This is a genomic window from Pseudomonas sp. SP16.1 (genome assembly GCF_052682975.1).
Window position 1 is genome coordinate 3622545 of sequence record NZ_JBQYFZ010000001.1, and the last position, 26150, is coordinate 3648694.

Genomic DNA, 26150 nt, shown 5'->3' on the forward strand with positions numbered 1-26150 from the left:
TTTCTCCTCAGGCCGCAACCGCTTATTCGAACCAATGGGCTCGAGCGGCCATGATCAGCTTGCCGGCACGTTCTTCGTCGATGCCGTCGATGTCGAGCAGGTCGTCGATCGACTGCTCGGCCAGGTCTTCACGGGTAATCACGCCGCGCAGCGCCAGCTCCAGGGCCAGCGCCTTGTCCATGCCTTCCAGTTCCAGCAGATCATCTGCCGGATGGGCATCGGCCAACTTCTCCTCGTTGGCGATCGCCTTGGTCAGCAGACGATCCTTGGCCCGTGCACGCAGCTCGTTGACGATCTCCTCGTCGAAGCCATCGATGCTGAGCATTTCTTCCATGGGTACGTAGGCAATCTCTTCGAGACTGGTGAAACCCTCTTCGACCAGGACTTGAGCCAGTTCTTCATCGACTTCCAGCTCGTCGATGAAGGACTGCATGATGTCGCCGGTTTCCGCCTGCTGCTTGGCCTGGATGTCCGCCTCGGTCATCACGTTGAGCGTCCAGCCGGTCAGTTGGCTGGCCAGACGCACGTTCTGACCACCGCGACCGATGGCCTGGGCCAGGTTGTCCTCGGCGACGGCAATGTCCATGGCATGGGCGTCTTCGTCGACGATGATCGCCGCCACTTCGGCCGGCGACATGGCGTTGATCACGAACTGCGCCGGGTTGTCGTCCCACAGCACGATGTCCACGCGCTCGCCGCCCAGCTCACCGGAAACCGCCTGCACGCGCGAACCACGCATGCCGATGCAGGCACCCTGCGGATCGATGCGCTTGTCCTTGGAGCGTACGGCGATCTTGGCCCGCGAGCCCGGGTCGCGCGAGGCGGCCTTGACGTCGATCAGCCCTTCGGCGATCTCCGGCACCTCGATGCGGAACAGTTCGATCAGCATTTCCGGCGCGGTACGCGACAGGATCAGCTGCGGGCCACGGTTCTCGGTGCGAATTTCCTTGAGCAGCGCACGCAGGCGCACGCCGACACGGAAGGTTTCGCGCGGGATGATGTCTTCGCGCGCCAACAGCGCCTCGGCATTGTTGCCCAGGTCGACGATGACGTTGTCGCGGGTGACCTTCTTCACGGTGCCGGAGATGATCTCGCCCAAACGCTCGCGATAGGCATCGACCACCTGCGCGCGCTCGGCCTCGCGAACCTTCTGCACGATGACCTGCTTGGCGGTCTGCGCGGCGATACGACCGAACTCGATGGATTCTACCTTCTCTTCCAGCACGTCACCGATCTTGGCATTGGCCTCGACGGCCCGCGGCATGTCCTCGGTCACCTGGTAGGCCGGGTCCTCGAACTCGGACTCGTCGACCACGGTCCAGCGACGGAAGGTTTCGTAGCTGCCGTTGTGTCGGTTGATCGACACGCGCAGATCGACTTCGTCCTCAAAACGCTTCTTGGTGGCAGTCGCCAGAGCCAGCTCCAGCGCCTCGAAAATCACGCCGGCCGGTACACCTTTCTCGTTGGAGACCGACTCAACAACTAGCAGTACTTCTTTGCTCATCGTACGCCTCGCCTTTCGCAATCCATTGGATCCGCGCTATCGCGCCATATCTGCGCAGTCCGCGCCACACGCGCGCCATCCGCGCCTTGTGCGTGACCCGCGCCGGTTGCGCCGCCACACCACACTCGCGGCAAGCGCCTGGCACGCGGAACCCGCGCCTCAATCAAATCGGGGGATGATATTGGCCTTGTCGATCAGATCGATCGGCAACAGGTATTCGTGGTCATCCACCTGAACCACCACGTCCTGCTCCTCCACGCCGCGGAGGAGGCCCTGAAAATTGCGTCGCCCCTCGAAGGGCGAGCGCAGCTTGATCTTCACCTGCTCGCCGACATGCGCGGCGAACTGCTCCAGCGTGAACAACGGTCGGTCCATGCCGGGCGAAGACACTTCCAGCGTGTACTCCGAGGTAATGGGGTCCTCGACGTCCAGTACACCGCTGAGCTGACGGCTGACGATCTCGCAATCGTCGATCAGGATGCCGCCCTCCTTGTCGATATAGACGCGCAGCAGCGAATGACGCCCCTGCGACAGGAACTCGATGCCCCAACACTGATAACCGAGTGCTTCGATCACCGGGGCCAACAAGGCCTGCAACTGTTCTAGCTTGCTCGACACTTAACGGCCCTCGCGCATGCTGTGCAAATAAAAAATGGGCGAAACGCCCATCCCTTCGAACCGCCTGCAATGCTGGCGGACACTGTCTTTCAGCTAACAAAAAGCCCCTGAAAAGGGGCCTGCTGAAACTGGTTGCGGGGGCAGGATTTGAACCTACGACCTTCGGGTTATGAGCCCGACGAGCTACCAGACTGCTCCACCCCGCGTCAAAGCTGGGCCAAAATTATACGGCCACCCCCTGCGAGGGTCAACCGAGACTCCAGCAACAAGAAAGCCCGCGAACAGCGGGCCTTCTTGAGTATGGTACCGAGGAGGGGACTCGAACCCCTACAGCCTATGGCCACTACCACCTCAAGGTAGCGTGTCTACCAATTCCACCACCTCGGCAAAACTGTTACTGCTCTGGAGCCTCCGGCACGTCCGACGCATCGCCGGCTGGAGCTTGCTCTTCGAGCACCGGCACATCTTCAGCTGCCGGCTTTTGTTGGACTTCCAGAACCGCTGGATCTGGCAGACCAACCTGGGTCAGTGCATCAGCCTTTTCCTTAGCAAAGAACGCTAAGCCCAAGCTGGTAATGAAAAAACCGGTGGCGAGTATAGCAGTAACTTTACTCAGAAAGGTAGCGGAACCTTGGCTTCCGAATACGGTTGCCGAGGCACCCGAACCAAAAGAAGCACCGGCATCGGCACCCTTGCCCTGCTGCAACAGCACCAGCACTACCACACCGATCGCACCCAGCAGGTGCAGAACCACTATGACTGTTTCCAGCATTCTTCAGTTTCCCGCAGCGCGACAGATCGCACCGAATTCATCCGCATTCAGAGAGGCTCCACCGACAAGCCCCCCATCGATATCCTGCATGCCGAACAACTCGGCTGCGCCGGCGGCCTTCACACTGCCGCCATATAGAATTCTCAGGCCTTTCGCCACCTCGGCATCCGCCTGCGCGACCTGCGCGCGGATTGCCGCGTGGACCTCCTGGGCCTGCTCGGGCGTTGCGGTCAGCCCGGTACCTATCGCCCAGACCGGCTCGTAAGCCACGACAGCCGCTGCCAGCGACTCGACACCCAGGGCGTCAAGCACGGCGGCCAACTGACCACCCACCACTTCGAGCGTCTCCCCCGCCTCGCGCTGCTCACGCGTCTCACCGAGACAGAGCACCGGCACCAGACCAGCGACTTGCGCGGCGGCGAACTTGCGAGTCACCGCCTCGTCGCTTTCGCCCAGGATCAGGCGCCGCTCGGAATGCCCGACCAGTACCAACTCGCATCCCGCATCGACCAGCTGGCTCGTCGCCACCTCGCCGGTCAAAGCGCCCTGCTCTGCCTGTACCGCGCAGCTCTGAGCACCCACCCTTACAGCACCACCAGCAAGGCCGGCAACGACTTGAGCGATATGCAGACTGCCGGGAAATACCGCAACCTCGACATCAGCCGGAAGCTCCAGCTGGCGAAGCCCTTCGATCAGCTCTGCGACGCTGGCGCGGGTACCGTGCATTTTCCAGTTACCGGCGACCAAGGGGCGACGCATGGTTTACCTCGTCGATCAAAGAGGGCGCAGATGTTACCCAAGAGCATCCCCGGTAGCAAGCTCAATCAAGCACAGACTTCGGCGACAATCTTAGCTAATTCATCGGCATAGCCACGCACCGAGGCTTCCTCGTCGCCCTCGACCATCACCCGCACCAACGGCTCGGTGCCCGACTTGCGCAGCAGCACGCGACCGCGCCCGGACATGCTCTCGGTCACCCGCTTGCAGGCCTCCTGCACGGAAGGATGCTCGAGCGGATCGACATCGCCATCCAGACGCACGTTGACCAGCACCTGCGGGCACTTCTTCAGCCCGCCACGCGCCTCGGCCAGCGTCTGCTCGCGACGCTTGAGCGCCATCAGCACCTGCAACGCGGCGATGATCGCGTCACCCGTGGTGGTGTGCTGGAAACACACCAGATGACCGGAATTCTCCCCGCCCAGCTGCCAGTTGCGCGCCAGCAGCTCGGCGATCACGTAGCGATCGCCCACCTTGGCACGCACGAAGGGGATATTCAGCTCGGCCAGCGCCAGCTCCAGCCCCAGATTGCTCATCAGGGTGCCGACCACACCACCGCGCAGACAGCCCCGCTCCTGCAGATCTCGGGCGATGATGAACAGCAGCTCGTCGCCGTCGACCACCGCACCGTACTGATCGACCATCAGCACCCGGTCGGCATCGCCGTCGAAGGCGATGCCCAGATCGGCCTGCTGCGCGACCACTTCAGCCTGCAGTGCCGCGATATGGGTCGAGCCGCAACCGTCGTTGATGTTCAGGCCGTCCGGCTGCGCCGCCATCACCCGAACCTCGGCGCCCAGCTCGCGGAACACGCTGGGCGCGACCTTGTAGGCGGCGCCGTGGGCGCAGTCGACTACCAGCTTCAGACCCTTGAAGCTGGTGCCGCCGGGCACGCTGCTCTTGCAGAACTCGATATAACGCCCCGAGGCATCGTTGATTCGCGAAGCCTTGCCGATCCCGGCGGATTCCACCACGGTCATCGGCTGGTCGAGTAACTCCTCGATCATCAGCTCCACATCGTCCGGCAGCTTGGTGCCTTCGCGGGAGAAGAACTTGATGCCGTTGTCGTCGTGCGGGTTGTGCGAGGCGCTGATGACGATGCCGGCATCGGCCTGGAAGGTGCGGGTCAGGTAGGCGATCGCCGGCGTCGGCATCGGTCCGAGCAGTTGCACGTCGGCACCGGCAGCCGCCAGACCGGCTTCCAGGGCCGACTCGAACATGTAGCCGGAGATCCGCGTGTCCTTGCCGATCAGAATGCGGCACTTGCCCTGCTTGCGGAAGGCCATGCCCGCCGCCCAGCCGAGCTTGAGCATGAAATCCGGAGTGATGGGGAACTGCCCGACGCGGCCACGAATGCCATCGGTGCCGAAGTACTTTCTAGCCATACCGCTTTCCTAGTTATTGCGCCGCTTCCACCGCAGCGATCATGCGTACCACGTCCACCGTTTCGGCGACGTCGTGCACACGCAGAATATGCGCGCCCTTGGTCAATGCCAGAGCCGCCAGGGCCAGGCTGCCATACAGCCGCTCGCCCACTTCGTGGCCGAGCACCTTGCCGATCATGCTCTTGCGCGACACCCCCACCAGCAGCGGGCGGCCCAGAGCGGCGAGCTCGGCCATGCGCCGGAACAGAAGCAGATTGTGCTCCAGGGTCTTGGCAAAACCAAAGCCCGGATCGAGCACGATCCGCTCGGCGGCGATACCGGCCGAGGCGCAGGCGGCCATCCGCTCGACCAGGAAATCATGCACCTCGACGAGAATGTCCGGGTACTGCGGGTTGTCCTGCATGCTGCCCGGTTCGCCGCGCATATGCATCAGACACACCGGCAGACCGCTGTCGGCGGCGGCGTCCAGCGCACCGTCGCGCTGCAACGAACGGACGTCGTTGATCAGCCCCGCACCGAGCCGCGCCGATTCGCGCATCACCGCCGGCGTCGAGGTATCCACCGAGATGATCACGTCCAGCTCGCGGGCGATGGCCTCGACCACCGGAGCCACGCGCTCCAGCTCCTCGGTCGGCGAGACCGCTCGCGCACCGGGACGGGTCGACTCGCCACCGACGTCGATCAGCGTGGCGCCGGCCGCGACCATGGCCTCGGCATGACGCAGCGCGGCATCGCGCGCGGTGAAGCGGCCGCCGTCGGAGAAGGAATCGGGAGTGACATTGAGGATGCCCATCACCTGCGGACGGGACAGATCGAGAAGCCGGCCGCCACAAGGCAGCCGGCTCGGGTATTGCGCGAGAGACATAGGTGACCTTAGTGCTCGGCCGCCGGCCCGCCGATGGGCTTCTCGGGACGATCGGCCTCGTCGACCTTGACCTGCGGCGCACCGGAGTCACCGCCGCCATCCCAACCGCGCGGCTCGCGGGGATCACGACCGCTCATGATGTCGTCGATCTGCTCGGCATCGATGGTCTCGTACTTCATCAGCGCTTCGGCCATGGCGTCGAGCTTGTCGCGATTGTCCGCCAGCAGTTGCTTGGCGGTGGCGTAACAGTCGTCGATGATGCTGCGCACTTCCTGGTCGATCAGCTTGGCGGTCTCACCGGACACGTTACTGTGCTGGCTACCCATGCTGCGACCGAGGAAGACCTCGCCCTCCTCCTCCGCGTACATCAGCGGCCCCAGCTTCTCGGACAGGCCCCACTTGGTCACCATGTTCCGCGCGATCTGCGTGGCACGCATGATGTCGTTGGAGGCACCGGTGGTGACGCCATCGAAGCCCAAGGTCATTTCCTCGGCGATACGGCCGCCGAACAGCGAGCAGATCTGGCTGACCAGGGCGCGCTTGGAGAGGCTGTAGCGGTCCTCTTCCGGCAGGAACATGGTCACGCCCAGGGCGCGGCCGCGCGGGATGATCGACACCTTGTAGACCGGGTCGTGTTCGGGCACCAGGCGCCCGACGATGGCGTGGCCGGCCTCGTGGTAGGCGGTGTTGAGCTTCTCCTTGTCGGACATGACCATGGTCTTGCGCTCCGCACCCATCATGATCTTGTCCTTGGCCAGCTCGAACTCCTTCATTTCCACCAGTCGCTTGCCGGCACGGGCAGCGAACAGCGAAGCCTCGTTGACCAGGTTGGCCAGGTCGGCACCGGAGAAGCCTGGCGTGCCACGGGCGATCACCGCCGGCTGCACGTCGTCGCTCATCGGCACCTTGCGCATATGCACTTTCAGAATCTGTTCCCGACCGCGGATATCCGGCAGGCCGACCACCACCTGACGATCGAAGCGACCGGGACGCAGCAGCGCCGGGTCGAGCACATCGGGACGGTTGGTGGCGGCGATGACGATGATGCCGTCGTTCATCTCGAAGCCGTCCATCTCCACCAGCAACTGGTTGAGGGTCTGCTCGCGCTCGTCGTGACCGCCGCCCATGCCGGCGCCACGATGGCGACCGACGGCGTCGATCTCGTCGATGAAGATGATGCAGGGTGCGTGCTTCTTGGCCTGGTCGAACATGTCGCGCACACGGCTGGCGCCGACGCCGACGAACATCTCGACGAAATCGGAACCGGAGATGGTGAAGAACGGCACCTTGGCCTCACCGGCCACCGCCTTGGCCAACAGCGTCTTACCGGTACCCGGCGAGCCGACCATCAGTACGCCGCGCGGGATGCGCCCGCCGAGGCGCTGGAACTTGCCCGGATCGCGCAGGAATTCGACCAGCTCGCTGACTTCTTCCTTGGCCTCGTCGCAACCGGCGACGTCGGCGAAGGTGGTCTTGACCTGGTCTTCGGAAAGCAGGCGCGCCTTGGACTTGCCGAAGCTCATCGGCCCGCCCTTGCCGCCGGCGCCGCCCTGCATCTGGCGCATGAAGAACATGAACACGGCGATGATCACCAGGATCGGAAAGCTGGCCACCAGCAGTTGAGTCCAGATGCTCTGCTGCTCGGGCTGCTTGCCTTCGATGACCACGTTGTTGTCGATCAGATCGCCGATCAGGCCGCCGTCCTGGATCGCCGGACGAATGGTCTTGAAGCCCTCGCCATCGATGCGCTTGCCGGTGATCACGTAACCGTCGACGGTGACGCGCTCGACGCGCCCTTCCTTGACCTGCTCGATGAACTGCGAGTAGCTCAGGGTCTGCGGCTCGCTCGGACTGGAGAAGTTGTTCATCACGGTGACCAGTACGGCCGCGATGATCAGCCACAGGATCAGGTTCTTTGCCATGTCGTTCAATTAGCTACCCTCTGAAGCAGGCCTCGTGGCGAAGCGGGCTTCCCATGACGACCAGTGATATACCGACCTAACTTACACCAAACGCCCGCATCTGGCAGGCACCGTCTGTAACCCTTTATGAGACCTCGGCTGCCGAATACCCTGCGACGGGGGTCGCCTGCACGTCAAACCCCGCGAAATCCGCGCGCCAGCAGATACTGCTCGCGGGAACGATCACGCGACGACAGCGGCTTGCGCATCTGCACCTTGTCGAACGCCTCGCGCACCTGCCTGTGATAGAGGTCGAAGCCTTCGCCCTGGAAAATCTTGATCAGAAAGTCGCCGCCCGGACGCAGCACGCGCCCAGCCAGATCCAGAGCCAACTCGCACAAATACATGGCACGCGGCTGATCAGCCGCTCTTACTCCACTCATATTGGGGGCCATATCGGAAATCACAAGGTCGACCGGATTTTCCCCGATGGCCTGGAGGATCTGGGCGAACACGGCATCGTCGGTGAAGTCGCCCTGGATAAAGGTGACATCCGGGATGCTGTCCATCTCGAGAATGTCCGAAGCGATCAGCCGACCCTTGTCGCCGATCACCCGACTGGTCACCTGCGACCATCCGCCCGGCGCCGCACCGAGGTCGACCACGGTCATGCCCGGACGCAGGATGCGGTCTTTCTCCTGGATTTCCAGCAGCTTGTAGCTGGCGCGCGAACGATAGCCGTCCTTCTGCGCCATCTTCACGTAGGGGTCGTCGAAATGTTCTTTCAGCCAACGCTGGCTGGTCTTGGAACGTGCCACTGAAACCTCGAACTCAACGGGCCATGAATAACCGCGCCAGCTCGGGTAAGATAGGCGCCGTTTTCCAGACCGAATTAGGTACTAACGATTATGCCGCTCACTCAAGAGCAGAAGAAACAATTCAAATCTATCGGCCACCACCTGAAACCCGTATTGATCGTGGCCGACAATGGTTTGACCGAGGGCGTGCTGGCCGAACTGGAGCGCGCGCTCGGCGATCACGAACTGATCAAGGTCCAGCTGCGCGTCGCGGAGCGCGAAGACCGCCTGGCCGCCATCGAAGCGTTGTGCCAGAGCGGCCGCGCCGAGCTGGTGCAGGTGATCGGCAAGATGGCCCTGCTCTATCGCAAGAACCCCAAGCCGAACCGCAACCTGTCCAACGTGATTCGCCACCAGGGTTGAGGCGCGATATCAAGCCCCGCGCACTTGCCCCGGCACGGGCTGCAGCACCAGCAGCAGCCCGCAGAAGGCCATCACCAGGTAGCTGAAGCGTAGCCAGTACTCGGCATCGGGCCATTGGTAGCGCACCCCGAAATAGCTCAGGGCCATGACCGCCACGGTCAACAGCAATTGCCCGCGCATATCCCGCAGCAGGCTCGATAGCCCTTCACTGCGCAGCAAGGCGAACGTCTGCAGTGCAACCCCCACTGCCGCCAGGCCGACCAGCAACGGCACCAGCCGCGCCGATATTTCCTGCACCAGCAGCGGCGCCAGACCGAGCTGGTCGATGGCCGGTAGAACGACGAACTGCAGCAACCACAAGCCGCCGACCCAGAGGGTCTGGGCCAGCTGCCAACTGACGGCTGCGGCCCGAGACGACTGTTGAGGCTTAAATGTGGCGGACTTCGACAATCTCGTACTCGATCAGGCCGCTGGGCGTCTGCACCGTCACCACGTCGCCTTCGTCCTTGCCGACCAGGGCGCGGGCGATGGGCGAACCGACGGAGATCTTGCCCTGCTTGATGTCGGCTTCGTCCTCGCCGACGATCTGGTAGGTCACGCTCTCGTCGGTCTCGACATTGGCGATTTCCACGGTGGTGCCGAAGATCACCTTGCCGGTGTGAGCGATGCTGGTGACATCGATGATCACCGCGTTCTGCAGACGCCCCTCGATATCACGCACACGCGCCTCGACCATACCCTGCTCCTCGCGGGCGGCGTGGTATTCGGCATTTTCCTTGAGGTCACCCAGCTCACGGGCCTCGGCGATCGCCTGGCTCAGGGCCGGACGACGCACCTTGGTCAGGTGCGCCAGCTCCTCTTCCAGGGCGCGAGCGCCCTGGACGGTCATGGGGTACTTGTTCATGCCTTGATTCCTGCATGCAGATCCTGCAGCCGGCGCACGGTCTTCTCGGGACCGAACTTGAGCGCCTCACAGACCGCCTGACCAGCCGCGATGGTGGTGGTGCAGTAGATCTTGTGCTGCAGGGCGTTACGACGGATCGAGTAGGAGTCAGCGATGGACTGACGCCCCTCGGTGGTATTGATGATCAGGGTGACTTCGTCGTTCTTGATCATGTCGACCACGTGCGGACGACCCTCGGTCACCTTGTTCACCCGGCGCACCGGCAGGCCGGCAGCCTCGATCACCTTGGCGGTACCGGCGGTGGCGACCACCTCGAAGCCGAGGCCGACCAGGTCGCGCGCGACCTCTACCGCCTGCTCCTTGTCATCCTCGCGCACGCTGATGAAGGCGACGCCTGCGTTCGGCAGGATCTCGCTGGCACCGACCTGAGCCTTGGCGAAGGCTTCGCCGAAGCTGTCACCGACGCCCATCACCTCACCGGTGGACTTCATCTCCGGACCGAGGATGGGGTCGACGCCCGGGAACTTGGCGAAGGGGAACACCGCTTCCTTGACGCTGAAGAACGGCGGGATGATTTCCTTGGTGTAGCCCACTTCGGCCAGGGTCTTGCCGGCCATGACGCGCGCCGCCACCTTGGCCAGCGATTCACCGACGCACTTGGAGACGAACGGCACGGTACGCGAGGCGCGCGGGTTGACCTCGATGACGTAGATGTCCTCGCCCTGCACGGCCATCTGCACGTTCATCAGGCCGACCACGCCGAGCTCCAGGGCCATCTTCTTGACCTGATCGCGGATCTCGTCCTGGATGTGTGCCGGCAGCGAGTATGGCGGCAGCGAGCAGGCGGAGTCACCGGAGTGCACGCCGGCCTGTTCGATGTGCTGCATGATCGCGCCGATCACCACGGTCTCGCCGTCGCACACCGCATCCACGTCCACCTCGATGGCGCAGTTGAGGAAGCGATCGAGCAGCACCGGGCTGTCGTTGGAGACCTTGACGGCCTCGCGCATGTAGCGCTTGAGCTCTTCTTCCTGGTAGACGATTTCCATCGCCCGGCCGCCCAGGACGTAGGACGGACGCACCACCATCGGGTAGCCGATGCCCTTGGACAGCGCCAGGGCCTCGTCTTCGCTGCGCGCAGTGGCATTGGCCGGCTGACGCAGGTTCAGGCGCTGCACCATCTGCTGGAAGCGCTCGCGGTCTTCAGCGCGGTCGATGGCCTCGGGACTGGTGCCGATGATAGGCACGCCGGCCTCTTCCAGGGCACGGCAGATCTTCAGCGGGGTCTGGCCACCGTACTGCACGATCACGCCCTTGGGCTGCTCGACGCGGACGATCTCCAGCACGTCTTCCAGGGTCACCGGCTCGAAGTACAGGCGATCGGAGGTGTCGTAATCGGTGGAGACGGTTTCCGGGTTGCAGTTGACCATGATGGTCTCGTAACCGTCTTCACGCATGGCCAGCGCGGCATGCACGCAGCAGTAGTCGAACTCGATGCCCTGGCCGATACGGTTGGGGCCGCCGCCGAGGATCATGATCTTCTCGCGGCGGGACGGCGCGGCCTCGCACTCTTCCTCGTAGGTCGAGTACATGTAGGCGGTGTCGGTGGCGAACTCGGCGGCGCAGGTATCCACGCGCTTGTATACCGGCAGTACCTTGAGCTTGTGGCGGTGCGCACGCAGGCTCTTCTCGGATACACCCAGCAGCTTGGCCAGGCGCGCGTCGGAGAAGCCCTTGCGCTTGAGCTTGAACATCAGCTCAAAGTCGATGGCCGACAGACCGAGGGTCTTGACCTTCTCCTCCTCCCTGACCAGATCTTCGATCTGCACCAGGAACCACTCGTCGATGCGGGTCAGCTCGAACACTTCGGCGACGCTCTTGCCGGCGCGGAAGGCGTCGGCCACGTACCAGATACGGTCGGCGCTGGGCACGGTCAGTTCGCGGCGCAGGGTGCTCTCGGCTTCCGGATCATTCAGGTCAAGCTTCGGATCGAAGCCGGCAACACCGACTTCCAGGCCACGCAGGGCTTTCTGCACGGACTCCTGGAAGGTGCGACCGATGGCCATGACTTCACCCACGGACTTCATCTGGGTGGTCAGACGGGCGTCGGCCTTGGGGAATTTCTCGAAGGCGAAGCGCGGAATCTTGGTGACGACATAGTCGATGGCCGGCTCGAACGAGGCCGGGGTGCGACCGCCGGTGATGTCGTTGGAGAGCTCGTCGAGGGTGTAACCGACAGCCAGCTTGGCGGCGATCTTGGCGATGGGAAAGCCGGTTGCCTTGGAAGCCAGCGCCGAGGAGCGCGATACGCGCGGGTTCATCTCGATCACCACCATGCGCCCGGTGTTCGGGCAGATGCCGAACTGCACGTTGGAGCCGCCGGTTTCCACGCCGATCTCGCGCAGCACCGCCAGCGAGGCGTTGCGCATGATCTGGTATTCCTTGTCGGTCAGGGTCTGCGCCGGCGCGACGGTAATCGAGTCGCCGGTATGCACGCCCATCGGGTCGAAGTTCTCGATGGAGCAGACGATGATGCAGTTGTCCTTCTTGTCGCGGACCACCTCCATCTCGTATTCCTTCCAGCCGATCAGCGATTCGTCGATCAGCAGCTCGTTGGTCGGCGACAGATCCAGACCACGGGCGCAGATTTCCTCGAACTCTTCACGGTTGTAGGCGATGCCGCCGCCGGTGCCACCCATGGTGAAGCTGGGGCGGATGATGCAGGGGAAACCTACCTGCTCCAGCACGCCATAGGCCTCTTCCATGCTGTGGGCGATACCCGAGCGCGGACAGGCCAGCCCGATGCTTTTCATGGCCTTGTCGAAGCGCGAGCGGTCTTCGGCCTTGTCGATGGTGTCGGCATTGGCACCGATCATCTCGACGCCGAACTTCTCCAGCACGCCGTGGCGCTCCAGGTCCAGGGCGCAGTTCAGCGCGGTCTGGCCGCCCATGGTCGGCAGCAGCGCGTCCGGACGCTCCTTCTCGATGATCTTGGCCACGGTGGCCCACTTGATCGGCTCGATGTAGGTGGCGTCGGCCATGGCCGGGTCGGTCATGATGGTGGCCGGGTTGGAGTTCACCAGGATGACGCGGAAGCCTTCTTCCTTCAGCGCCTTGCACGCCTGGGCGCCGGAGTAGTCGAACTCGCAGGCCTGGCCGATGACGATGGGGCCGGCGCCGAGGATCAGGATGCTTTTGATGTCTGTACGTTTTGGCATGGGGTAACTCTCGTATTCCTGGACTCAGCGATCAGCGACGGGCCGCCATGGCGGAGATAAAGCGGTCGAACAGCGGGGCCACGTCATGCGGGCCAGGGCTGGCTTCCGGGTGGCCCTGGAAGCTGAAGGCGTCCTTGTCGGTGCGCTCGATGCCCTGCAGGGTGCCGTCGAACAGCGACTTGTGGATCGGCCGCAGGTTGCTCGGCAGGCTGTTCTCGTCCACGGCGAAACCGTGGTTCTGGCTGGTGATCATCACTACACCAGTGTCGAGATCCTGCACCGGGTGGTTGGCGCCGTGGTGGCCATGACCCATCTTCAGGGTCTTGGCGCCGGAGGCCAGGGCCAGCAACTGGTGGCCGAGGCAGATGCCGAACACCGGAATGTCGGTCTCGAGGACTTCCTTGATCGCGGCGATGGCGTAGTCGCAGGGCTCGGGGTCACCGGGGCCGTTGGAGAGGAACACGCCATCGGGATTGAGCGCCAGCACGTCCTTGGCCGGGGTCTGCGCCGGCACCACGGTCAGGCGGCAGCCACGCGCCACCAACATGCGCAGGATGTTCAGCTTGACGCCGTAGTCGTAGGCGACCACGTGGTAGGGCAGCTCGGCAGCCGGAATCTCCGGGTGGCTGTCGTTTTCCAGGTTCCATACGCTGGAACGCCACTCGTAAGGCTGCTCGCAGCTGACCACCTTGGCCAGATCCATGCCTTTCAGGCCCGGGAAGCTACGCGCCAGCTCCAGCGCCTTTTCCTCGGTGGCGTCGTCGCCAACCAGGATGCAGCCGTTCTGCGAGCCCTTCTCGCGCAGGATGCGGGTCAGGCGACGGGTATCGATGCCGGCGATGGCGACGGTGCCATTGGCTTTCAGGTACTCGTCCAGCGGCTGCTTGTCGCGCCAGTTGCTGGAGATCAGCGGCAGGTCGCGGATGATCAGGCCGGCGGCCCAGACGCGGTTGGACTCGGCGTCCTCCGGCGTGGTGCCGGTGTTGCCGATATGCGGGTAGGTCAGGGTGACGATCTGCTGGGCATAGGAAGGATCGGTAAGGATTTCCTGATAGCCGGTCATGGCGGTGTTGAACACCACCTCTCCGATGGTCTGGCCATCGGCCCCGATGGATTCGCCGCGAAAGATGCTGCCGTCAGCGAGGGCCAGAATGGCGGGTTTAGGGGCTGGCTTAGTCAAGAAGACCTCCGTCTCGATCAAGGCTTGAAGCAAACGCAGATTGTAAAAAAGCGGGATGACGTGTGAAGGTCATCCCGCTTTTTTATCAGAGCCATTTCTGCGTAACTTTTAGTGGACACACTAAAGCGGGAAGCTTACAGGAAAAGCCCTTTTCGGTCCACCCGCAATCCGCCTCGCACGAGGACCATGCGACATATGGCCTCGCTACCACCGCCTCAGCGCAAACCGAGCACGTCCTGCATGTCGTACAGCGCGGCATCGCGCCCGCGCAGCCACAGTGCCGAGCGCACCGCGCCCTTGGCGAAGGTCATGCGGCTGGAGGCCTTGTGGGTGATCTCCACCCGCTCGCCATCGGCGGCGAACAGCACGGTGTGATCGCCGACCACATCGCCGGCGCGCACGGTGGCGAAACCGATGGTCTCGCGCGCACGCGCACCAGTCTGGCCTTCGCGACCGTAGACCGCTACCTTCTGCAGGTCGCGACCGAGGGCGTCGGCCACTACCTCGCCCATGCGCAGCGCAGTGCCGGACGGCGCGTCGACCTTGTGCCGGTGATGCGCCTCGATGATCTCGATATCCACCTCGTCGCCCAGCACGCGGGCGGCGGTATCGAGCAACTTCAGGCAGAGGTTGACGCCGACGCTGAAGTTGGCGGCGAAGACGATGGGGATCTGCCTGGCCGCCTCGCTCAGCTGCTGCTTTTCTTCCGGAGTGAAGCCGGTGGTGCCGATGACCATGGCCTTGCCGGCGGCACGGCAGACCCCCAGATTCTTCAGGGTCACCGAGGGATGGGTGAAATCGATCAGCACGTCGAACTCATCGACCACCGCCGCCAGATCACCCACCAGGGACACGCCGATCTTGCCCAGGCCGACCAGCTCACCGGCGTCGGCGCCGATCAGGCTGCTGTCGGCACGATCGATGGCGGCGCTCAGCTGCGCACCCTCGGCCTGGCGCACGGCCTCGATCAGGGTCTTGCCCATGCGCCCGGCGGCGCCCATCACTGCGATACGTTGCATACATCAGCTCCAAGCTGTCGCCCCGGCATCACCGGAGCGCTTTGGGGTTAAACGTCGCCGAAGAAGCGCTTGACGCCCTCGAACCAGCCGCTGGCCTTGGGCGAGTGGGAATCGTCGCCCTGCAGCGACTTGCGGAACTCGTCGAGCATCTCGCGCTGGCGCTTGTTCAGGTTGACCGGGGTTTCCACCGCCACGCGGCACATCAGGTCGCCCGCCGCACCGCCGCGCACCGGCGCCACGCCCTTGCCACGCAGACGGAACAGCTTGCCGGTCTGGGTGCCCTCGGGAATCTTCAGCTTGACCCGGCCGTCGAGGGTAGGCACTTCCAGCTCGCCACCCAGCGCCGCGTCGGCGAAGCTGATCGGTACCTCGCAATACAGGTGCTTGCCGTCGCGCTGGAAGATCGCGTGCTCGCGCACGTTGACCACCACGTAGAGGTCGCCGGCCGGGCCGCCATGGGAGCCCGCCTCGCCCTCGCCGGACAGACGGATGCGATCGCCGGTGTCGACGCCCGGCGGCACCTTGACCGACAGGGTCTTGCTCTCTTCCACGCGGCCCTGGCCGTGGCAGCTGCCGCAGGGGTCGGTGATCATCTTGCCGCTGCCGTGGCAGCGCGGGCAGGTCTGCTGCACCGAGAAGAAGCCCTGCTGCATGCGCACCTGGCCGATACCGCCACAGGTGGTACAGGTCACCGGGCTGGTGCCCTTCTTCGCGCCGGTGCCATCGCAGGTCTTGCAACCGACCAGCGTCGGCACGCGAATGGTCACGGTGGTGCCGCGCACCGCCTCTTCCAGATCCAGCTCCAGGGTGTAGCGCAGATCCGAGCCGCGCTGGGCGCCGCCGCGCGATCCACCGCGGGCGCCGCCAAAGAAGTCGCTGAATACGTCGCCGAAGATGTCGGAGAAGTTGGCGCCACCGAAACCGGCACCGCCAGCGCCGCCCATCTGCGGGTCGACCCCGGCATGACCGTACTGGTCATAGGCCGAGCGCTTGCCGGCGTCGGAGAGCACTTCGTAGGCCTCGTTGGCCTCCTTGAATTTTTCCTCGGCGCCCTTGTCGTCCGGGTTGCGGTCCGGGTGGTACTTCATCGCCAGGCGACGGTAGGCCTTCTTCAGCTCGGCCTCGCTGGCGCCGCGCTCCACACCCAGGACTTCGTAATAGTCTCGTTTTGCCATAGTCGTGCTGCACTCTCAGATTCGTGAGCTCCAGATACGCCGACGCGGGAGAGGGCTCCCGCGCGGCGAATCCTGCCCGTCGCGAGCGACGGTGGAGCGAAAGCAGGGGCGGTTCGCGTACGAACCGCAGCCCTTACTTGTTCTCCTTGACCTCTTCGAACTCGGCGTCGACCACGTCGTCGGCAGCACCCTTGGCTTCGCCTTCACCCGGCTGGGCAGCGCCGGCCTGCGGCTGCTCGGCGTACATCTTCTGCGCCAGCGGCGTGGTGGCCTCGGACAGGGCGTTCATCTTGGCTTCGATGGCGGCCTTGTCGTCGCCCTTGAGCGCGACTTCCAGATCGCCGATGGCCTTCTCGATGGCCGCCTTCTCGTCGGCAGTGGCCTTGTCGCCAGCCTCGGTGAGCATCTTGCGGGTGGCGTGCACCAGCTGGTCGCCCTGGTTGCGCGCAGCGGCCAGCTCCTCGAACTTGCGATCCTCCTCGGCGTTGGCCTCGGCGTCGCGGATCATCTGCTCGATCTCTTCCTCGGACAGGCCGGAGTTGGCCTTGATCACGATGGACTGCTGCTTGCCGGTGGCCTTGTCCTTGGCGGACACGTGCAGGATGCCGTTGGCGTCGATGTCGAAGGTCACCTCGATCTGCGGCACGCCGCGCGGGGCAGGCGGGATCTCGGCCAGGTCGAACTTGCCCAGCGACTTGTTCTGCGCGGCCTGCTTGCGCTCGCCCTGCAGCACGTGGATGGTCACGGCGCTCTGGTTGTCGTCGGCGGTGGAGAACACCTGCGACTTCTTGGTCGGGATGGTGGTGTTCTTCTCGATCAGCGCGGTCATCACGCCGCCCATGGTCTCGATGCCCAGGGTCAGCGGGGAGACGTCCAGCAGCAGCACGTCCTTGACGTCACCGGCCAGTACCGCGCCCTGGATCGCCGCACCCATGGCCACGGCTTCGTCCGGGTTGACGTCCTTGCGCGCTTCCTTGCCGAAGAACTCGGCAACGGTTTTCTGCACCAGCGGCATGCGGGTCTGACCGCCGACCAGGATCACGTCGTGGATCTTGCCGACGTCGATGCCGGCGTCCTTCAGGGCGATGCGGCACGGCTCGATGGTGCGCTGCACCAGGTCCTCGACCAGCGACTCCAGCTTGGCGCGGGAGATCTTCACGTTGAGGTGCTTGGGGCCTGTGGCATCGGCAGTGATGTACGGCAGGTTGACGTCGGTCGACTGGCTGGAGGACAGCTCGATCTTGGCCTTCTCCGCGGCTTCCTTCAGGCGCTGCATGGCCAGCGGGTCGCCCTTGAGGTTCATGCCGGTTTCTTTCTTGAACTCATCGACCAGGTAGTCGATCAGGCGAATGTCGAAGTCCTCGCCGCCGAGGAAGGTGTCGCCGTTGGTGGCCAGCACCTCGAACTGGTGCTCGCCGTCGACTTCGGCGATCTCGATCACCGACACGTCGAAGGTACCGCCGCCCAGGTCATAGACGATCACGGTGTGGTCGCCCTTGGCCTTGTCCATGCCATAGGCCAGCGCCGCCGCGGTCGGCTCGTTGATGATGCGCTTGACGTCGAGACCGGCGATGCGGCCGGCGTCCTTGGTGGCCTGGCGCTGGCTGTCGTTGAAATACGCGGGAACGGTGATGACGGCTTCGGTGACCGGCTCGCCCAGGTAGTCCTCGGCGGTCTTCTTCATCTTCTTCAGCACTTCGGCGCTGATCTGCGGCGGCGCCATCTTCTGGCCGTTGACCTCGACCCAGGCGTCGTTGTTGTCGGCCTTGACGATCTTGTACGGCACCATCTGGATGTCTTTCTGCACGACGTCTTCGTCGAAACGACGGCCGATCAGACGCTTCACCGCGTACAGGGTGTTATGCGGGTTGGTAACCGCCTGGCGCTTGGCCGACTGGCCGACGAGGATCTCGCCATCGTTGGCGTAGGCGATGATGGACGGCGTGGTACGAGCGCCTTCGGCGTTCTCGATCACCTTGACGTTGCCGTTTTCCAGGATGGAGACGCAGGAGTTGGTGGTCCCCAGGTCGATACCGATGATTTTGCCCATGAATGTTCTCCCGAAACTTTGAATTTCCCGTCGCCTCGCTTCTCGGGCGGCGGTAGCACTAAAACGCTTGACTCAGAAATGGGGACGGCGCGGCGGATTTCAAGCCTGCTCGTCGATCGACGGCGGCGGCGTTACCGGCGCCTTGCTCACCACGACCATGGCCGGCCGCAGCAGGCGACCGTTGAGCAGATAGCCCTTCTGGAACACCTTGAGCACCGAGTTCGGCTCGGCATGCACGCTCTCTTCCATGGCCATGGCCTGGTGATGCTCCGGATTGAATGGCGCACCGTGCGGATCGATGGCCTCCAACTGGTAGCGCGCCAGGGTGTCGTGGAACAGCTTGAGGGTCAGCTGCATGCCTTCGCGCACCGCCTTGATCGCCTCGTCATCGGGGCTGGACAGCTCCAGGCCGCGCTCCAGGCTGTCGACCACCGGCAGCAGGTCGCCGGCGAACTTCTCCAGAGCGAACTTGTGCGCCTTCTCCACGTCCTGTTCGGCGCGGCGGCGCACGTTCTGCAGGTCGGCAGCCATGCGCAGCGACTGATCCTGCGCAGCCGCCAGTTGCTCTTCCAGCACTTGCACGCGAGCAGCCAGGTCGTCGCCCGTCGCCGCGGCCTCAGCCGCCTGCGCCTCGGGGTTCTGCGTATCCAGGGTCTGTTCGTCAGCCATGCCTCTCTCCTCTCGAATAAACCGGCGCGAACTCGACTCGCGCACCTGCCCGCCTATATGGAGCCTGTTCCCCAGCTTTCAAGGGGGCGACGGCGAGGATTGCCAGCAAAAGAAAAAACACTGTATAAATAAACAGACATCAATTCGGGAGTGTTCGCCATGCTGGTGCACCTGTCCATTCACAACTACGCCATCGTCGACCACCTCGACCTCGAACTGGACGGCGGCATGAGCGCCATCAGCGGCGAGACCGGCGCCGGCAAGTCGATCATGCTCGACGCCCTCGGTCTGTGCTTGGGCGATCGTGCCGACAGCGGCGTGGTGCGTCCGGGTGCGGACAAGGCGGACATCCTCGCCAGCTTCGACCTGACCGACATTCCCGAGGCCCGCGCCTGGCTCGCCGAGCGCGACCTGGACAGCGACGGCCCGTGCATCCTGCGCCGGGTGATCACCGCCGAGGGCCGCTCGCGCGGCTACATCAACGGCAGCCCCTGCCCGCAGGGCGACCTCAAGGCGCTCGGCGAACTGCTGATCGATATTCACAGCCAGCACGAACACCAGTCGCTGCTCAAGACCGATACCCATCGCCGCCTGCTCGACGAGTATGCCGGCAGCCAGGAGCTGGCGCGCCAGGTGCAACTGGCCGCGCAGCGCTGGAAGCAGACGCGCAACGAGCTTCAGCGTATTTCCAGCCAGGGCGACGAGCAGCGCGCCCGCCATCAACTGCTCAGCTATCAGCTCGAGGAACTGGACAACCTGGCCCTGGGCGAGAACGAACTGGAGCAGCTGGAGCAGGAACACAAGACCCTGAGCAACGCCGAGGCGCTGCTCGCCGCCTGCCGCCAGGTGCTGGATCTGTGCAGCGAGAGCGATGCCGGCAACGTGCTGTCGGCGCTGACCGCCAGCCTCAATCGTCTCGGCGGCTTCGGCGGCCAGGGTGGCGCGCTGGGCGAGGCCAGCAACCTGCTGGCCAGCGCGCAGATCCAAGTGGAAGAAGCCGTCGGCGAGCTGAACCGCTTCGTCGACCACTTCGACGCCGATCCCGAGCGCCAGCAATATCTCGAGGAGCGCCTGGACAGCATCTATACCCTGGCACGCAAGCACCGCATCCAGCCCAGCGAACTGGCCGCCCTGCAGCAGCAGCTGTTCGAGGAGCTGGAGGGGCTGAATGCCGACGACCAGGCTGGTGAGCGCCTCGCCGAAGAGCTGGCCGCTTACGAGCGTCATTATCGGGAAAAGGCCGAAGAGCTCAGCGCCCTGCGCGCCCAAGCCGCCGAGCGCCTGGCCGCTGCCGTGGCGCAGGAGATGCAGGCGCTGGGCATGCCAGGCGGGCGTTTCAGCATTCAATTGCAGGCCATGGACAGCGAAGAACCACATGCCAATGGCCTGGAAACGGTGGAGTTCCTGGTCAGCGCCAATCCGGGCCAGCCGCTACGCAGCCTGGCCAAGGTCGCCTCGGGTGGCGAGCTGTCGCGCATCAGCCTGGCGATCCAGGTGATCACCGCGCAGACTTCGCGCGTACCGACCCTGGTGTTCGACGAGGTCGACGTCGGCATCGGCGGCCCCACCGCAGAGGTGGTCGGCCAGCTGCTGCGCCGACTCGGCGAACGCGGCCAGGTGCTGTGCGTCACCCACTTGCCACAGGTGGCCGCCCAGGGTCATCAACACCTGTTCGTGCACAAGCGCCGCGACGAGGACGCTACGTCCACGGCAGTGAGCAAGCTGGACAACAACGGTCGCATCGAGGAGATCGCGCGCATGCTCGGCGGCGTCGACCTGACCAAGGAATCCCTGGCCCATGCGCGCAAGATGGTGAGCAAGGCGCAGGCCGCCTAGTCCCACGCAATCGTAGCCCGGATGCAATCCGGGAAATCGCTGCCTGGCACCCCCGGATTTCCTTCGGGCCAAGCAACCCGAAAAACGAAAAAGGCGACCCGAGAGTCGCCTTTTTCATCGTCGCGCAAGCATCAGCTCTTCTTGCGTACGTAGAGCACCAGGTTGTGGTCGACCAGCTCGAAGCCGTGCTCCCTGACGATTTCCTTCTGGCGCTTCTCGATCTCCGGATCGAAGAACTCGATCACCTCGCCGGAATCCACGCAGACCATATGATCGTGGTGGCCGCTGTCGGCCAGTTCGAACACCGCATGACCGCCGTCGAAGTTGTGACGCACCACCAGGCCGGCGGCCTCGAACTGGGTCAGCACGCGATACACGGTGGCCAGACCGACGTCTTCACCGGCCTCCATCAGCGCCTTGTAGACATCCTCGGCGCTCATGTGACGGTGCTCGGCGTTATCGAGCATCTGCAGGATTTTGACCCGCGGAAGAGTCACTTTCAGTCCAGCTTTGCGCAGTTCGCTATTTTCAACCATGGTCTGCTTTCTCATGGGTGCCGCTTCGCAGCACCCGTCAATACGGGTATGATCCGGGGTCCAAGATGCCCAAGATAGTGGAAGTCACCCTCCGATGCAAAAAACCAAGCTCTTGCTGACCAGCCTGTCGCTGACCGGGCTCTTCGCACTCGCCGGTTGCTCATTTCCCGGGGTTTACAAGATCGACATTCAACAGGGCAATGTCGTGACGCAGGACATGATAGACCAGTTGCGCCCCGGAATGACCCGTCGGCAGGTGCGGTTTATCATGGGCAACCCGCTGCTCACCGACACTTTCCATGCAGACCGCTGGGACTATCTCTACAGCATCCAGCCGGGAGGCACGCAGCGCCTGCAGGAACGCGTCAGCCTGGTGTTCGACGGCAACGATCAACTAATCGGTCTGGCCGGCGACTTCATGCCCGGCGTCAGCCGCGACCAGGCGATTCTCGGCGAGGACGGCGGCGCGACCACCCCGCAAGCCCAGCCACAGCAGCAGGACGACACGCCGCCCGCACCGGGTTCGCTGCTGGAACAGATCCAGCGCGAAGTGGACCAGGTGGAAACCGTGCCGGTCCCGACTCCGGAACCGCTGGAAACCGATCCGCAGTAACCGCCAGACATGAAGAAGCCCGGAGCGATCCGGGCTTTTTTGTGGCCCGCCATCCCTGGCGGCCTCCCTTCGGGCCGTCGCAAGCGACGTTGAAAATGGCTCCCGGCCCTTTTCTGTGCGCGGCGCTCAGTTTGCCTCGCCGTCTTCCACCCTGGTCTTGGCCTTGGCCGCACGCTGCTTGCGCACCTCCTTGGGATCCGCGATCAGCGGGCGGTAAATCTCCACTCGCTCGCCCTCCTCCAGCACCCGCTCATCGGGCTTGGCCACCGCCTTGCCGAAGATGCCCAGCGGGGCCTGCTGCAGATCCAGGCCGGGAAAATGCTGCTGCATGCCCGACAACAGAGCGGCCTGGCGCACCGTGGTGCCGGCCGGCACCGACAGGCGCAGCAGCTTCTGCTTGTCGGCCAGGGCGTAGACCACTTCGATGGCGATGTTCTTGCTATCCATGGAGCTGCTTGGCCCGCTGACAGAAGGCGTCCACCAGAGTATTGGCCGCCTGGTTGAACAAGGGTCCCAGGGTAGCCCGCACCAGCGGGCCGGCATAATCGAAAGAGAGGTCGAGGCTGATCTTGCAGGCCTTGTCGCCGAGCGCCTTGAACTCCCAGACGCCGTGCAGACGGGTGAATGGCCCCTCCTCCAGATTCATCTCGATGCGTTGCCCCGGCACCAGCGCATTGCAGGTGACGAAACGCTGACTGAGGCTGCCCTTGGCCACCTCCAGGCTGGCCAGCATATGGCTCTCGCTGACCTCCAGCACCTGGCTGGCGCTGCACCAGGGCAGGAAGCCGGGGTAGCTGGCCACGTCGTTGACCAGGTCGTACAGCGCGTGCGCCGGGTAGGGCAGCAGCGCAGAGCGTTGGATGCGCGTGGTCATTACTTGCTCAGCTCCGCGATAAAGACGATCAGCACGCCGATCGGCGCCACCACGCGAATCAGCCACAGCGTCAGATTGAACAGCAGCGGGCTGCGGATGGCCAGCTCCTCGCGCACCGCCTCGCGGCTCAGCACCCAGCCGGCGAACAGGGCGAAGGACAGCCCGCCCAGTGGCAGCAGGATGCGACTGGTGAGGTAGTCGATGCTGTCGAAGAAGGTCCTGCCGCCCTCAACGCCCCACTGCAGCAGGTGGAAGCCGTCCTCGGCGAAGACGAAGAACTTGGCCTCGGCCCACAGGTTGAACGACAGCACCGTCCCCATCCCCACCAGCCAGCACAGCAGCGCCAGCACGGCGGTGACCAGGCCCCGGCTACGCCCGGTCTTCTCGACGAAATAGGCCACGGCCGGTTCGAGCATGGAAATCGACGAGCTCCAGGCCGCCACCGCCACCAGCACGAAGAACACCAGCCCCATGACCTGGCCGAAGGCGATGTTGCCGAAGGCGATCGGCAGGGTGACGAACATCAGGCCCGGACCGCCGCCCGGCTCCAGGCCGGCGGCGAAGACGATGGGGAACAGCGCCAGGCCGGCGGTCAGCGCCACCAGGGTGTCGAGCAGGCCGACGGCGAGCACGGTGGCACCGATCGAGGCCTTCTTCGGCATATAGGCGCCGTAGACCATGATCGAGCCGACCCCGACGCTGAGGGTGAAGAAGGCGTGGCCCATGGCGGCGAGGATGCCGCCCTGCACCTTGCCCGCATCGAAATGGAAGAGGAAATCGAAGCCCTCGCGGAAATGCCCGGTGGTCAGGCTGTAACCGAGCAATACCAGCAGCAGCAGGAACAGCAACGGCATCATGATGCGCAGGCTGCGCTCAAGGCCGGCGACCACGCCCCTGGCGATGACCAAGGCGGTGACCAGCATGAACAGGCTGTGCCACAGGGTCAGGCGCCAGGGATCGCTGGTCAGCCCGCCGAACGCGGCGCCAGCGCCGCCGGCATCGATGCCGGCGAAGTCGCCGCGGCCCATGCCGAGGATGTAGTCCAGCGACCAGCCGGCCACCACGCTGTAGAACGACAGGATCAGCAGCGCGGCGACCATGCCCACCAGCGCCGCCAGCGACCAGTGCCGCGAGGCACCGGCCTCGATCGCCAGGCTCTTCATCGCATTGACCGGGCTCTGCCGCCCGCGCCTGCCGATCAGGGTTTCGGCCAGCATGATCGGCACCCCGACCAGGGCGATGCAGAACAGGTACATGACGACGAAGGCCCCGCCGCCGTAGACCCCAGTCATATAGGGAAACTTCCAGATGTTGCCGAGGCCGACCGCCGAACCGGTGGCCGCCAGGATGAACACCCAGCGACTGGCCCAGGCGCCGTGAATCGAGACTTTGTCGTTCGCCATATGCGGCCAACCCCATACTGCGGGAAAAAGATCGCGCATTGTCGGGGATTCGCCGCAACGGCTCAAGCGCAGCCCGGATCGCCCGTGCACCTGGCCCATGGCGCAGGCGTGGGCGACTCCCTATAATGCGCGCCCTATGGCTAAGCAAAAGAAACATCCCCAAGGCACCATCGCGCTGAACAAGAAGGCGCTGCACGACTACTTCATCGAACACAAGTTCGAGGCCGGCCTGGTGCTGTCCGGCTGGGAAGTGAAGAGCCTGCGCGCCGGCAAGGCGCAGCTGGTGGACAGCTACGTGCTGCTCAAGGACGACGAGGCCTGGCTGATGGGGGCGCACATCACCCCGCTGCAGACCGCCAGCACCCACGTCATCGCCGACCCGACCCGCACCCGCAAGCTGCTGCTGAACAAGCGCGAGCTGGACAAGCTGTTCGGCTCGGTGCAGCAGAAGGGCTACACCTGCGTGGCCCTGTCGCTGTACTGGAAGCAGCACCTGGTCAAGTGCGAGATCGCCCTGGCCAAGGGCAAGAAGGACTTCGACAAGCGCCATGTCGAGAAGGAACGCGACGCCGATCGCGAAGTGCAGCGCGCCATGCGCAGCAAGGGCAAGGACGACTAAGAGCAGCGGCAAGCTTCAAGCCGCAAGAAAAGCCCAGGACGTCGGGCGGAGCGGAACGCCGGCGGACAGTCCGCCACAACGAAGACCGCCGCCGGTCGTGGTGCGCGCGGCGCACCCTACGGCCTGACCGCTCCGCGTCGCTGCGCCCGTTCCACCCGCCGCGCCTCCAGTTGCACCTCCGCCAACACCTCCTGCACGTAGTCGATATGCCGGTTGGAAAGGTCCCGTGCGTCTTCGGCGCGCCCTTCGATGATCGCCTCGTAGAGCGCCCGGTGCTGGCCGATCAGCATGTCGCGGGTCTCCTCGCGCTGCGCGTACATGCCGCCGATATTGGTCACCACGTTGCGCTTGAGCAGGTCGAACAGCCCGCGGATGGTGTGCAACAGCACGGCGTTGTGGCTGGCCTCGGCGATGGCCAGGTGAAAGCGCGCATCGGCCGCGCCCTCCTCGGCCCGGGTGACCTTGCCGGCCAGTGCGTAGCAGTCCTGCAGCGCCTGGAAGGCCTCGGTCAGGCGCTGGCGGTCGATATCGGTGGCACGCCTGGCGGCGTAGTAGGCGCAGGAGCCTTCCAGCGTGTGGCGGAACTCCAGCAGGTCGCGCTGGGCGTCCTCCTTGCTCTCCAGCAGCTGTATCAGCGGGTCGCTGAAGGTTGAGCCGAGCGACTCGGCGACATAGTTGCCGCCGCCCTGGCGGCTGACCAGCAGGCCCTTGGCCACCAGCTTCTGGATCGCCTCGCGCAGCGACGGCCGCGATACGCCGAACTGTTCGGCCAGGGCACGTTCGGCGGGCAGGCGCTCGCCGGCACGCAGCGTGCCTTCCAGAATCATGGTTTCCAGTTGCGCGACGATGTCGTCCGATAAACGGCGCTGGCGCACGTGCCCTACTTCCATCCCGCCCATCCCCATTGGTTTGACCATACATCCAGGCCCTGAGGCGCAAGCCTATAGCGCCCCTTGAGGGCGGACAAGACAGGCCGTTACGACCAAAGTCTTAGCGCGACGATTTGACAGGG

General features: G+C 64.3%; 25 protein-coding genes and 2 tRNA genes. 4 read left to right on the plus strand and 23 right to left on the minus strand.

Annotated features, from left to right (window positions below):
- Positions 1–22: 22 nt before the first annotated feature.
- From nusA to rlmE, 10 genes are all read right to left on the minus strand, one after another.
- The gene (gene nusA / locus ACUTAF_RS17300) at positions 23–1504 is read right to left on the minus strand and encodes a transcription termination factor NusA (protein WP_445581123.1); all 1482 of its coding nucleotides are present in this window, start codon (positions 1502–1504) and stop codon (positions 23–25) included.
- A gap of 159 nt (positions 1505–1663) precedes the next feature.
- Entirely contained in the window at positions 1664–2122 is a 459-nt protein-coding gene (gene rimP, locus ACUTAF_RS17305) for a ribosome maturation factor RimP (RefSeq protein ID WP_445581124.1), read from the minus strand.
- A gap of 129 nt (positions 2123–2251) precedes the next feature.
- Positions 2252–2328 (minus strand) — tRNA-Met (locus ACUTAF_RS17310).
- Between the two features lie 95 nt (positions 2329–2423).
- Positions 2424–2509: transfer RNA gene (locus ACUTAF_RS17315), tRNA-Leu, on the minus strand.
- A gap of 7 nt (positions 2510–2516) precedes the next feature.
- Complete coding sequence (gene secG, locus ACUTAF_RS17320; RefSeq protein WP_445581125.1) at positions 2517–2894, minus strand: preprotein translocase subunit SecG; 378 nt, start codon at positions 2892–2894, stop codon at positions 2517–2519.
- A gap of 3 nt (positions 2895–2897) precedes the next feature.
- Complete coding sequence (gene tpiA / locus ACUTAF_RS17325) at positions 2898–3653, minus strand: triose-phosphate isomerase (RefSeq protein WP_445581126.1); 756 nt, start codon at positions 3651–3653, stop codon at positions 2898–2900.
- 65 nt (positions 3654–3718) lie between these two features.
- Positions 3719–5056 carry a phosphoglucosamine mutase gene (glmM, locus tag ACUTAF_RS17330; protein WP_445581127.1) on the minus strand — a complete coding sequence of 446 codons (1338 nt, stop codon included), beginning with the start codon at positions 5054–5056 and terminating at the stop codon, positions 3719–3721.
- Positions 5057–5069: 13 nt separating this feature from the next.
- Positions 5070–5921 carry a dihydropteroate synthase gene (folP, locus tag ACUTAF_RS17335; RefSeq protein WP_445581128.1) on the minus strand — a complete coding sequence of 284 codons (852 nt, stop codon included), beginning with the start codon at positions 5919–5921 and terminating at the stop codon, positions 5070–5072.
- Between the two features lie 8 nt (positions 5922–5929).
- Positions 5930–7843 carry an ATP-dependent zinc metalloprotease FtsH gene (gene ftsH / locus ACUTAF_RS17340; protein WP_445582466.1) on the minus strand — a complete coding sequence of 638 codons (1914 nt, stop codon included), beginning with the start codon at positions 7841–7843 and terminating at the stop codon, positions 5930–5932.
- Positions 7844–8016: 173 nt separating this feature from the next.
- Positions 8017–8640, minus strand: a complete 624-nt coding sequence (gene rlmE / locus ACUTAF_RS17345) for a 23S rRNA (uridine(2552)-2'-O)-methyltransferase RlmE (RefSeq protein WP_445581129.1) — start codon at positions 8638–8640, stop codon at positions 8017–8019.
- A 90-nt stretch (positions 8641–8730) separates the two neighbouring features.
- Here rlmE and yhbY point away from each other — a divergent pair, with 90 nt between their 5' ends.
- The gene (gene yhbY / locus ACUTAF_RS17350; RefSeq protein WP_445581130.1) at positions 8731–9042 is read left to right on the plus strand and encodes a ribosome assembly RNA-binding protein YhbY; all 312 of its coding nucleotides are present in this window, start codon (positions 8731–8733) and stop codon (positions 9040–9042) included.
- Positions 9043–9051: 9 nt separating this feature from the next.
- Here yhbY and ACUTAF_RS17355 read toward each other — a convergent pair whose 3' ends face one another.
- The 8 genes from ACUTAF_RS17355 to grpE form a co-directional block, all read right to left on the minus strand.
- The gene (locus ACUTAF_RS17355; protein WP_445581131.1) at positions 9052–9492 is read right to left on the minus strand and encodes a DUF4149 domain-containing protein; all 441 of its coding nucleotides are present in this window, start codon (positions 9490–9492) and stop codon (positions 9052–9054) included.
- A complete protein-coding gene (greA, locus tag ACUTAF_RS17360) occupies positions 9470–9946 on the minus strand; it encodes a transcription elongation factor GreA (RefSeq protein WP_445581132.1) in 477 nt (158 codons plus the stop codon). Before greA ends, ACUTAF_RS17355 begins: the two co-directional genes overlap by 23 nt.
- Positions 9943–13164 (minus strand): carbamoyl-phosphate synthase large subunit, encoded by a 3222-nt coding sequence (gene carB, locus ACUTAF_RS17365; RefSeq protein WP_445581133.1) that lies wholly within the window; start codon positions 13162–13164, stop codon positions 9943–9945. The genes greA and carB overlap by 4 nt, the downstream gene beginning before the upstream one ends.
- A gap of 31 nt (positions 13165–13195) precedes the next feature.
- Complete coding sequence (gene carA / locus ACUTAF_RS17370; protein ID WP_445581134.1) at positions 13196–14344, minus strand: glutamine-hydrolyzing carbamoyl-phosphate synthase small subunit; 1149 nt, start codon at positions 14342–14344, stop codon at positions 13196–13198.
- A gap of 215 nt (positions 14345–14559) precedes the next feature.
- A complete protein-coding gene (gene dapB, locus ACUTAF_RS17375; protein WP_445581135.1) occupies positions 14560–15363 on the minus strand; it encodes a 4-hydroxy-tetrahydrodipicolinate reductase in 804 nt (267 codons plus the stop codon).
- A gap of 47 nt (positions 15364–15410) precedes the next feature.
- Positions 15411–16538, minus strand: coding sequence for a molecular chaperone DnaJ (gene dnaJ / locus ACUTAF_RS17380; protein ID WP_445581136.1), 1128 nt, complete (start codon positions 16536–16538; stop codon positions 15411–15413).
- A gap of 133 nt (positions 16539–16671) precedes the next feature.
- The gene (gene dnaK, locus ACUTAF_RS17385) at positions 16672–18588 is read right to left on the minus strand and encodes a molecular chaperone DnaK (RefSeq protein WP_445581137.1); all 1917 of its coding nucleotides are present in this window, start codon (positions 18586–18588) and stop codon (positions 16672–16674) included.
- Positions 18589–18687: 99 nt separating this feature from the next.
- Complete coding sequence (gene grpE / locus ACUTAF_RS17390) at positions 18688–19257, minus strand: nucleotide exchange factor GrpE (protein ID WP_445581138.1); 570 nt, start codon at positions 19255–19257, stop codon at positions 18688–18690.
- A gap of 159 nt (positions 19258–19416) precedes the next feature.
- Here grpE and recN point away from each other — a divergent pair, with 159 nt between their 5' ends.
- A complete protein-coding gene (gene recN / locus ACUTAF_RS17395; protein ID WP_445581139.1) occupies positions 19417–21093 on the plus strand; it encodes a DNA repair protein RecN in 1677 nt (558 codons plus the stop codon).
- Positions 21094–21224: 131 nt separating this feature from the next.
- Here the strand turns inward: recN and fur are convergent, their stop codons facing one another.
- The gene (gene fur / locus ACUTAF_RS17400) at positions 21225–21629 is read right to left on the minus strand and encodes a ferric iron uptake transcriptional regulator (RefSeq protein WP_445582467.1); all 405 of its coding nucleotides are present in this window, start codon (positions 21627–21629) and stop codon (positions 21225–21227) included.
- Positions 21630–21723: 94 nt separating this feature from the next.
- Here fur and ACUTAF_RS17405 point away from each other — a divergent pair, with 94 nt between their 5' ends.
- Positions 21724–22242, plus strand: coding sequence for an outer membrane protein assembly factor BamE (locus ACUTAF_RS17405; protein WP_445581140.1), 519 nt, complete (start codon positions 21724–21726; stop codon positions 22240–22242).
- 126 nt (positions 22243–22368) lie between these two features.
- On the opposite strand, the gene ACUTAF_RS17410 is transcribed toward ACUTAF_RS17405, so the two are convergent.
- From ACUTAF_RS17410 to ACUTAF_RS17420, 3 genes are read right to left on the minus strand one after another with little or no spacing between them, the layout of a single operon-like run.
- Complete coding sequence (locus ACUTAF_RS17410) at positions 22369–22689, minus strand: RnfH family protein (protein ID WP_445581141.1); 321 nt, start codon at positions 22687–22689, stop codon at positions 22369–22371.
- Positions 22682–23116 carry a type II toxin-antitoxin system RatA family toxin gene (locus ACUTAF_RS17415; protein WP_445581142.1) on the minus strand — a complete coding sequence of 145 codons (435 nt, stop codon included), beginning with the start codon at positions 23114–23116 and terminating at the stop codon, positions 22682–22684. Before ACUTAF_RS17415 ends, ACUTAF_RS17410 begins: the two co-directional genes overlap by 8 nt.
- Positions 23116–24519, minus strand: coding sequence for a sodium-dependent transporter (locus ACUTAF_RS17420; protein ID WP_445581143.1), 1404 nt, complete (start codon positions 24517–24519; stop codon positions 23116–23118). The genes ACUTAF_RS17415 and ACUTAF_RS17420 overlap by 1 nt, the downstream gene beginning before the upstream one ends.
- Positions 24520–24655: 136 nt before the next feature.
- Between ACUTAF_RS17420 and smpB the strand changes: the two genes are divergently transcribed.
- Positions 24656–25138 carry an SsrA-binding protein SmpB gene (gene smpB / locus ACUTAF_RS17425; RefSeq protein WP_021444625.1) on the plus strand — a complete coding sequence of 161 codons (483 nt, stop codon included), beginning with the start codon at positions 24656–24658 and terminating at the stop codon, positions 25136–25138.
- Positions 25139–25254: 116 nt separating this feature from the next.
- On the opposite strand, the gene ACUTAF_RS17430 is transcribed toward smpB, so the two are convergent.
- Positions 25255–26028, minus strand: a complete 774-nt coding sequence (locus ACUTAF_RS17430; RefSeq protein ID WP_445581144.1) for an FCD domain-containing protein — start codon at positions 26026–26028, stop codon at positions 25255–25257.
- Positions 26029–26150 lie beyond the last annotated feature (122 nt).